This window comes from Aeromonas sp. s1(2024) (genome assembly GCF_040908005.1).
GTDB lineage: Bacteria > Pseudomonadota > Gammaproteobacteria > Enterobacterales > Aeromonadaceae > Aeromonas > Aeromonas caviae.
Genome location: NZ_JBFOCW010000087.1, coordinates 1 through 9,038, shown reverse-complemented (window position 1 = coordinate 9,038; position 9,038 = coordinate 1). Strand labels below are relative to the sequence as shown.

At 60.8% G+C, this 9,038-nt stretch carries 14 protein-coding genes; all 14 read left to right on the top strand.

The genetic code is table 11. The features are described 5' to 3' along the window. Positions 1-582 (top strand): N-acetylmuramidase family protein (locus tag AB5Y70_RS20590; RefSeq protein ID WP_368176127.1); only part of this gene is annotated, 582 nt, incomplete at its 5' end. Positions 583-726: 144 nt separating this feature from the next. Continuing rightward, positions 727-1,194: an Rz-like lysis system protein LysB gene (gene lysB, locus AB5Y70_RS20585; protein WP_368176126.1), complete on the top strand. Its 468-nt coding sequence runs from the start codon at positions 727-729 to the stop codon at positions 1,192-1,194. Next, on the top strand, positions 1,088-1,330 hold the full coding sequence (lysC, locus tag AB5Y70_RS20580) for an Rz1-like lysis system protein LysC (protein WP_236752469.1): 243 nt from the start codon (positions 1,088-1,090) through the stop codon (positions 1,328-1,330). Before lysB ends, lysC begins: the two co-directional genes overlap by 107 nt. Beyond that, complete coding sequence (locus tag AB5Y70_RS20575) at positions 1,305-1,775, top strand: phage tail protein (RefSeq protein ID WP_168967089.1); 471 nt, start codon at positions 1,305-1,307, stop codon at positions 1,773-1,775. Before lysC ends, AB5Y70_RS20575 begins: the two co-directional genes overlap by 26 nt. Then, entirely contained in the window at positions 1,757-2,215 is a 459-nt protein-coding gene (locus tag AB5Y70_RS20570; RefSeq protein ID WP_368176125.1) for a phage virion morphogenesis protein, read from the top strand. Before AB5Y70_RS20575 ends, AB5Y70_RS20570 begins: the two co-directional genes overlap by 19 nt. Positions 2,216-2,293: 78 nt before the next feature. After that, complete coding sequence (locus AB5Y70_RS20565; RefSeq protein WP_368175966.1) at positions 2,294-2,866, top strand: phage baseplate assembly protein V; 573 nt, start codon at positions 2,294-2,296, stop codon at positions 2,864-2,866. Continuing rightward, positions 2,863-3,234 carry a GPW/gp25 family protein gene (locus AB5Y70_RS20560; protein WP_270821271.1) on the top strand — a complete coding sequence of 124 codons (372 nt, stop codon included), beginning with the start codon at positions 2,863-2,865 and terminating at the stop codon, positions 3,232-3,234. The genes AB5Y70_RS20565 and AB5Y70_RS20560 overlap by 4 nt, the downstream gene beginning before the upstream one ends. Further along, the gene (locus AB5Y70_RS20555) at positions 3,231-4,130 is read left to right on the top strand and encodes a baseplate J/gp47 family protein (RefSeq protein ID WP_368175967.1); all 900 of its coding nucleotides are present in this window, start codon (positions 3,231-3,233) and stop codon (positions 4,128-4,130) included. Before AB5Y70_RS20560 ends, AB5Y70_RS20555 begins: the two co-directional genes overlap by 4 nt. Then, on the top strand, positions 4,127-4,744 hold the full coding sequence (locus AB5Y70_RS20550) for a phage tail protein I (RefSeq protein ID WP_368175968.1): 618 nt from the start codon (positions 4,127-4,129) through the stop codon (positions 4,742-4,744). Before AB5Y70_RS20555 ends, AB5Y70_RS20550 begins: the two co-directional genes overlap by 4 nt. Positions 4,745-4,746: 2 nt before the next feature. Beyond that, positions 4,747-6,663 (top strand): phage tail protein, encoded by a 1,917-nt coding sequence (locus tag AB5Y70_RS20545; protein ID WP_368175969.1) that lies wholly within the window; start codon positions 4,747-4,749, stop codon positions 6,661-6,663. 206 nt (positions 6,664-6,869) lie between these two features. Continuing rightward, the gene (locus tag AB5Y70_RS20540; RefSeq protein WP_368175971.1) at positions 6,870-8,042 is read left to right on the top strand and encodes a phage tail sheath protein; all 1,173 of its coding nucleotides are present in this window, start codon (positions 6,870-6,872) and stop codon (positions 8,040-8,042) included. Between the two features lie 9 nt (positions 8,043-8,051). Beyond that, positions 8,052-8,570: a phage major tail tube protein gene (locus tag AB5Y70_RS20535; RefSeq protein WP_104452361.1), complete on the top strand. Its 519-nt coding sequence runs from the start codon at positions 8,052-8,054 to the stop codon at positions 8,568-8,570. A gap of 80 nt (positions 8,571-8,650) precedes the next feature. Next, positions 8,651-8,935, top strand: coding sequence for a phage tail assembly protein (locus tag AB5Y70_RS20530; protein ID WP_104452360.1), 285 nt, complete (start codon positions 8,651-8,653; stop codon positions 8,933-8,935). Between the two features lie 8 nt (positions 8,936-8,943). After that, a partial coding sequence (locus AB5Y70_RS20525) for a GpE family phage tail protein (protein WP_368175972.1) occupies positions 8,944-9,038 on the top strand: 95 nt, incomplete at its 3' end.

Here is a 9,038-nt window from a genome sequence, read left to right as displayed (position 1 = left end):
GACCTGCTGGGCCTGCCGCTGGCCACCATGGCCACCGTCGCCCAGGTCGAGAGCATCGGCGAGGGGTTCACCACCGACATGCGCCCGGTGGTGCTGTTCGAGCGGCATGTGTTCTACAAGCAGCTCACCCAGCACCTGGGCAAGGGCACAGCCGACCAGATGGCCGCCCATTACCCCAACCTGGTCAACCCCAAGCGCGGCGGCTATGCGGGCGGGGCGGCCGAGTGGGAGCGGCTGCAACTCGCCATCAGCCTGCACCGGGATGCCGCCATCGAGTCGGCCAGCTGGGGCATGTTCCAGATCATGGGCTACCACTGGCAAGCGCTGGGATTTTCCTCTGCCAGCGACTGGCAGACCGCCATGCAGCGCAGCGAGGTCGACCACCTAACCGCCCTATGCCGTTTCATCCAGCAAGACCAAGCCATGCACAAGGCGCTGCAGGGCCGTAAATGGGCCGACTTCGCCCGCCGCTACAACGGCCCGGCCTACAAGGACAACGACTACGACACCAAGATGGCCAAGGCATACGACCATTTTGCCAAGGTCTATCCGGTGAAGGAGGTGGCAGATGCCTCGGCCTAAGTGCGGTCACTTGGTAGGGAAAACCTGCACCAAGCTGGATGCGAAGTGTCTGGAATTGCGCTGGCTTGGTGGCTGCGTGGTCTGCCCGTTCAGAGGATGTAACCAGAATAAGCCGCAGCCCACCCCACCACCGAGGAAACCGTAATGGCATTACTACGCTACCCCCTCACCTGGTTGCTGCTGGCACTGACCATCGCCTTGGCAGGCTGGGGCTGGTCGGCCCGCTCCGCCGCCAAGGCTGAGGGCCAAGTCTCCACCCTGCAAAGCGACCTCAACGCGGCCAACGACAAGGCCAAAGAGGCCGAGCAGCGGGAAAAGCTCAAAGACGGGGCCATTGATACCCTCACCGGCGAGCTGGACGCCCAGGCAAACGCCGCCGCCACGCTGCAACGCCAGCTTGGCGATCTGACCATCACGGCCGCCACCCGGGCCGACACCATCAAGAGGCTCAAACGTGAAAATGCTGAACTCAAGGAGTGGGCTGATCGCCCTCTGCCTGATCCTGTTGTCAGGCTGCTCCAGCGCCCCGCCCTCACCGGCGCCGCAGATTATCAGGCTCACCTGTCCAGCCCCGGCGCCCTGCCAACTGCCGGCAGCCAGCCCGGTCAATAACGGTGATCTGCTCGACCAACTGACCCAGACCGAGGCGGCATGGGCCACCTGCGCCGCCCAGGTCGACAGCCTTATCGCCTGCCAGCAACGCCACCAGTACAGGAGGGAAAATGGAAAAGCCAAAACAGATCCGTGAGGTACTGACCCGCTGCGTGCCCCACCTCAAGACCAACCCCGACAAGCTGCACATCTTCATCGCCCCGGGCAATGTCGAAAGCACCGGCGCCCGCTCGCTCTCGTTCGAGTGGCAATACCCCCTCACCATCGGCATCGAGGACTTTGCCGGCCACCCGGACCAGATCATGGTGCCGCTGCTGGCCTGGCTGCGCCAACACCAGCCCGAGCTGATGACCAACGACGAGCGGCGCAAGGAGGGCATCACCTTCGAGGCGGAATACCTTGCGAGCGACCTGATGGATCTCATCATCACCGTCAAGCTGACCGAGCGGGTCAGGGTCTGGCAGAACGAACAGGGGATTGGCTGGGAGCACCTGCCAGAGCCGCCGGAAGACCCCTATGACGGCATCACCTGGGAACTCTTCATCAACGGGGAGCATCAGCCATGGCCGCCGACGACCTGAGCCGCCTGACCAGCTGGGCCGATGGCCTGCTGGCCAGCATGGAACCCGCCGCCCGCCGTCAGTTGGCGGGCGAGCTAGCCCGCACCTTGCGCGCCAGCCAGTCCCTGCGGATCCGGGCCAACCTCCAGCCCGATGGCAGCCCCATGGCCCCGCGCAAGCCGCAGCCCAAGCTGAAGAAGGGTCGGGGCCGCCTTCGCCGCAAGATGTTCTTCAAGATAAGCAACCCTGCTTGGCTCAAGGCCCGCGCCAATGAACATCAAGCCGTGGTCGAGTTTGTCGGCACCGCCAACCGGCTCGCCACCATTCACCAATATGGCCTCAAAGACCGCATCAAGGGCCGCGAGATCTCATACCCGGCGCGGGAACTGCTCGGCATCACAGAACAAGAGCGGGACCAGCTAGAAACCACCCTGCTCGCCCAGCTCACCAAAGGGCTGTAACCAACGCCGCCAGTGTGCCAGCGCCGTACACACTGGCCGCCTCTCGCCTTACTCGCCATTGCCCAAAACAATGGCCCCATGCAACCGACCCCGACTGAACTCCAACGCCTGATCGACAACCTGATCCGCATCGGCACCGTCACCGCCGTGCGATCAGGGGAATGTCGCGTCAAGACAGGCGACCTCATCACCAACTGGCGGCCCTACGCAACTGCGCGGGCCGGGAGGAATCGCACCCGCCATCGCCTCTCCATTGGCGAACAGGTGCTGATGCTCTCGGTCAGCGGCGATTTGCGCAATGCCTACATCGTCGGCCCCATCAATTGCGCTGCCTTCCCAGAACCCTTGGCAGGCGATGACAACCCGGATCTCGACCGCACCGAATACAGCGATGGCGCCGTCATCGAGTACAACCCGGCCACCGGGGCGCTCAATGCTAGCGGCATCAAGCGCGCCACCCTCTCGGCCTCGGTGACCGTCAAGCTGATCACCCCCATGGTGGAATGCACCCAGGCGCTCAAGGTCGGTTCAACCATCGAGGCGGGCGGCAAGATCACCGCCCCCAGCGCCACCATCGGCGGCATCGAGGTGACCACCCACAAGCACGGAAATGTCAGCACCGGCAGCGGCACCTCCGGGGGCCCGCAATGAACTGGCTCGGCATGAATGCAGCCTCTGGCCGCGCCATCAGCGCCACCGACCACATCATCCAGTCGGTGCGCGACATCCTCATCACCCCGGTGGGATCCCGCGTCATGCGCCGCGATTACGGCAGCGAGCTGTTTTACCTCATCGACCAGCCACAGCATCAGGCCACCCGCCTGCGCCTGATGGCCGCCACCGTGCAGGCCCTCATCAACTGGGAACCCCGCATCACCATCACCCGGGTCGATGTGCTGGGCGGCGGCATGGATGGCGCCCTTACCGTCGAGCTCACCTGGCAGCGCAAGGACGGCGGCGCGCCGGGTACCGGAACAGAGAGCGCCACTATTGCCATTCCCACAGGAGCCGCCAATTGAGCACCATCACCCTCTCTCAACTGCCGCAGCCCGATGTGATCGAGGTGCTCGATTTCGAGACCATCCTCGCCGAGCGCAAGGCCTATTTTGTCAGCCTCTATCCGGCAGACCAACAGGCAGCCATCGCCGCCACCCTGGCGCTCGAATCCGAGCCCATCACCAAGCTGCTGCAAGAAAATGCCTATCGTGAGCTGATCCTGCGCCAACGCATCAACGATGCCGCCGTCGCCAACATGTTGGCCTGGGCCAAGGGTAGCGACCTCGACAACCTGGTGGCTAACTGGAAGGTGCAGCGGCTCATCATCCAGCCGGGTGATGACACCGCCACCCCGCCGGTGCCAGAAATCAAGGAAGATGACGAGGCGCTGATCCTGCGCGCCCTGATGGCGTGGGATGGCTTGAGCGTGGCGGGCCCCACCGGGGCCTATGAGTATTTCGCCCTCTCGGCGGATGGCAAGGTCGCCGATGCCAAAGGATCGAGCCCGACCCCAGCCGAGGCGCTGGTCACCATCCTCAGCACCGAGGGGGACGGCACCGCCGATGCGGCGCTGATTGCCAAGGTAGACGCTGCCCTGAGCCACGAAGACAAGCGGCCGGTGGCCGACCGGCTCACCGTGCAGGCAGCCGGCATCCTCCCCTACACCATCACCGCCCAGTTGCACATCAGCAGCCAGGGGGCCGAGGCAGATGTGATCCTGCAGGCAGCCCGTGACCAGCTCGCAGCCTTTATCAACCCGCGCCGCCGCATCGGGGTCGAGGTGCCACGCTCTGCCATTGATGCCGCCCTCCATGTGCAGGGCGTGCGCAAGGTCGATTTGATCGGCTGGGCAGACATCGCCCCCAGTCCTACCCAGGCCGCCTATTGCACCGGCTTCACCGTGGAGCGAGCGCCATGAGTGCCATCCTGCCGCCCAGTACCACCCGCACCGAGCGCAGCCTGGCAACGGCGGGTGCCAATGCCCAGGCCTTGCCGATCCCGTTCCGCTCACTCTGGTCACCCTGGACCTGCCCCACCCACCTGCTGCCCTATCTGGCCGCCAGCTGGAGCGTCGACCGTTGGGATGACAAATGGCCTGAGGCCACCAAGCGCCAGGTCATCGCCAATAGCTACTTCGTCCACAGCCGCAAGGGCACCGTGGGTGCAATCAGGCGAGTCATTGAGCCAATGGGGTTTCTGGTTGACGTGGTGGAATGGTGGCAAACGGAACATGACAACCCCCCTGGCACATTCAGTATCGATCTGAGGCTAAACGGCTCTGGTATCTCGGAAGAACTACACGAAGAAATAGAGAACCTGATCTACAACGCCAAGCCAATGACCCGGCATATCACGGGCATCAACATGAGTATGCAGTCAAATGGAGGGTCATCGATCGGGGCGGAAGTCATGGCAGGCGACAAAATATCAATCCATCCAGAGCTAAAAACCGTTGCGACCAGCGGCGGTGCAAATTATGGCTGCGCAACGGTCATCAATGAGTCTCTGCGCATTTTACCGACACAGGAGTAACCATGCAGATTTACAAAACCATATTGACTCAGACAGGCATCAACAAGCTGGCCATGGCTGCGGGCGCCACTCCTCTGCGCATTACTCACATGGCGGTGGGTGATGGGAACGGTGCTGAAACCACACCGAACGAGGAACAGACCACCCTCGTCAATGAAGTCTACCGGACAGATATCAATTCATGGGAAGTCGATCCCAACAACCCGAATCAACGCATCGCCGAGATGTTCTTGTCCGAAACAGTAGGGGGGTGGTGGGTCTATGAATTGGGATTGTTCGATGCAGATGGCGACCTGATCGCGGTCGCCAATACTCCCGCAAGCTACAAGTCAGTGATGGCACAGGGTTCAGGCAGAACAATGACACTGGAAATGGTCATTGCCATCGGTAACTCGGCAAGTGTGGAAGTAATAGTCGACCCGTCACAGGCAATGGTGTCACGGGCATACCTGAGCCAAACCATTGATAAAGAGAAAGAAAAAACGGCTCTCAGAAACTTCAAAGATTTGCACTCTTGCCTGCAACTGATCAAGGCGTCCTACGGCTCTGTGAACGTACTGGGTGACAGCATCACAGAGGGCGTTGGCGCATCCAGTTTTCCCCAGTCCTGGTACTCGATGTTTTACCAAATGATCATGGACATGGAGCAGGGACAGGATGCCGAGATCATCTCCAATTTTGAGATTTCCGGCAAATATGGCGTCGAGATAAGTGGCCCTGCATCCATCACCGATGCCGGGCCAATAGGCAAAGCACTCTTGATGGAAAACCTGTCATCTCTGTATTTCTACGGCGACTTCGAGTTTGTCGAGGTCTACTTCAACCGCACCCCTTCGGCAGGCAAGCTCCAGTTCATGAAGGATGGCGTGGTTTATAAAACCATCGACTGTGCAGGGGAGAACATAGTGGATGCCCTGACATTCCCATCACTCTATGCCAGTCGAGGTTACGGCCGCCATACTATCAAGGCCGTTGATGGTGATGTGACGCTGACAGGCCTAATCAGGTTGAACCATGCAGATGAGCGGATCCACATCAACAGAATGGCCTTCTCGGGCGCATCAAGTACGGATTTCAATACACCGGAACGGCTGGCATCAATCAAAAGACAGGGGGCATTTTTCGAATCAAAAAAGAACCTGTTCATCATTGCTCTGGGCACCAACGATATCTACAACAGTGGTAAAGCCACCACGCCAGACCAGCTGAAAGCCAACATCAAAAATATCGCGGTCACCCTCAATCATGGCGACAATGTCGTCGCCATCATGATCCCACCGATCGCAGATGAACATATCTGGCCAGCCGCAAAAGCCCGCCACATTCAATACGCTGCATCCATTAGGCTGCTTGCCGCAGAGCTGGGGGTGATGGTGATCGATTGCTCATCGCTCGACCTGCTTGAAAACAATATGTATATCGATGGGGTACACCCCAATGATGCCGGTCATCAGGCCATCTTCGAACATGTCGTCAGGCAACTAAATGGACTGCTGGGAGTCTCTGAAGCAGCACTGGAACCGGGGGTTCATGGCACATGGCTACCATCAATTGCTGGGTACAGCCACTCAGGCCAGAATGAATATGAATATCGCCATGGCCACTATGTGAAGATGGGACGGTTGGTTATTGCTCAGGTAGCCATGGGAGTAAAAAATATAGACCCTGCGATGGATGGGTACATAGGCGTAAACCTGCCCTTCCCGACATCATCCAGCATCATGGAACAATCAGGGGCGATAGGCATGATTGTTGGTGTCAACCTCCCTGATACATCCCGCCAATTTGTGATCGACTGCATTAAAGGTGAACCATTCGCCATCATTCGAGGTGTGGCGCCAGGACAACCTTATGCCGATGTCGTGAGCGTGTCGGACAATGCCAGGCTGGCATTTACCATCAGCTACTTCACCGACTGATTCACCGCCAACCACCCCGCCTGTGCGGGGTGTTTCGTGACTGCCGTCATCCGTCACCTTGTCACCGCTTCGCCAGTGTGTACGGCCCTCACACACTGGCCGCCGCTCGCCAGACATCCCCTGCCCCTGCATCCTGACCCTGCTCGCATCACAGGCATTACCTACGCACAGAATGCTCCGTCCGGACAACAGGAGAACCTATGGCACTGGACCAATTTCACCACGGCGTGCGCGTCGTGGAAGTCAACGAGGGCACGCGCACCATCCGCACCGTCGCCACGGCGGTGATCGGCATCATCTGCACCGGCAGCGATGCGGATGCCGCTTACTTCCCCCTCAACAAACCCGTGCTGATTGCCAACCTGCCGGCGGCCATCGCCAAGGCGGGCAGCACCGGCAACCTCAAACGCTCGCTGCAAACCATCTATGACACCGTCAACACCATCGTCATCGCCGTGCGTGTGGCCGATGGTGCCGACGCCGCCGAGCTCACCAGCAACATCATCGGCACCATACTGCCGGATGGCAGCTATACCGGCCTCAAGGCGCTGGAGCGGGCCGCCCCGGTCACGGGCGTCAAGCCGCGCATCCTCTGCGTGCCGGACAACTGCACCCTATCCATCGCCACTGCCCTGGCGGGTGCGGCCAAAAAGCTGCGCGCCTTCGCCTATGTGCCAACCATTGCCGACACCGTCGAGGCGGCGCTCGCCTACCGCGAGAACTTCTCCAGCCGCGAACTGATGCCGATCCACGGCGACTGGACCGCCTGGGACACCGCCGCCAATGCCAGCATCAAGCTCGATGCCTGCCTCAAGGCGGCCGCCATGCGGGCATTCATCGACAAGGAGATCGGCTGGCACAAGACCCTGTCGAACGTCGGCGTGACCGGGGTCGATGGCATGACCAAGGCCCTGTTCTGGGATCTGCAAGACCCCGACACCGAGGTCGGCCTGCTCAACGCGAGCGAAGTCACCGCCCTGATCCGGGCGGACGGCTTCCGCTACTGGGGCAACCGCACCTGTTCCGATGACCCGCTGTTCGCCTTCGAGAACTACACCCGCACCGCCCAGATCCTGGCCGACACCATGGCCGAGGCACACATGTGGGCCAACGACAAACCGCTCACCCCCACCCTGGTGAAGGACATCGTCGAGGGCATCAAGGCCAAAGGCCGCGAACTGGTGGCAGGCGGTTACCTGCTCGGTTTTGACTGCTGGTACAACGAGGAGCTCAACGACAAAGACACCCTCAAGGCCGGCAAGCTGCGCATCGATTACAACTACACCCCGGTGCCGCCGCTCGAAGACCTCGGCTTCATCCAGCGCATCACCGACACCTACCTCATCGACTTCGGCGCCCGCGTCGCGGCCGCCGCATAAGGAGCCACCATGGCACTGCCACGCAAACTCAAACGCCTGAACGTCTTCCTCAATGGCGATAACTGGGTCGGTGAAGCGGAAGATTTCACCCCGGCCAAGCTGTCCCGCAAGTTTGAAGCCTATCGCGGCGGCGGTATGGGGGGTGCTGTCAACATCGACATGGGGCTGGATGACAGCGCCCTCGATGTCTCATTCACCTTCGGCGGCTACGGCGAACCCCTGCTGAATTGCATGGGTGAGCCCAAAGCCGACGGCACCAGCCTGCGCTTTGCCGGATCAGTCCAGCGTGATGACACCGGCGAAGTGGTCGCCGTCGAGATCGTCTGTCGTGGCCGCTTCAAAGAGCTCGACCGCGGCACCCTCAAGGCAGGCGACAACACCCAGGCCAAGGTCAGCATGGTCAACACCTACTACAAAGAGACCATCAACGGCCGGGTGATGCACGAGATTGACCTGATCAACATGGTCGAGATTGGCCCCGACGGCGTCGACCGCATGGCCGAACACCGCAAAGCCATCGGCCTCTAACCCACCCAACAACCCAACGGGCGGCCCTTATCCCAACAGAAAGTGCCGCCCTCACCACATCCACAACAGGAACAAGCACCATGGAACAGAAAGAAATCACCCTCGACACCCCGATCCAGCGCGGCGAGAACACCCTCAACAGCCTGATCATCCGCAGCCCCAAGAAGGCGGGCCACCTGCGCGGGCTCAACACGATGGACATCGTCCAGATGAACGTGGATACCCTCATCAAACTGCTGCCCCGCATCACCGACCTGACCGAAAAGGAAGTCAACGACATGGACCCGGCTGACCTGCTCAAAGCCGGGGTAGTGGTGGTCGGTTTTTTGATGGGCTCGCAGCAGGAGGCCTACCTCACTGCATAGATGACCTGATGGCAGAGATCGCCATCATCGCCCACTGGCCGCCGTCCGAGATGGCGGCCATGGAGATCAGCGAGCTGATGGGCTGGCACCAACGCCTCGTTGA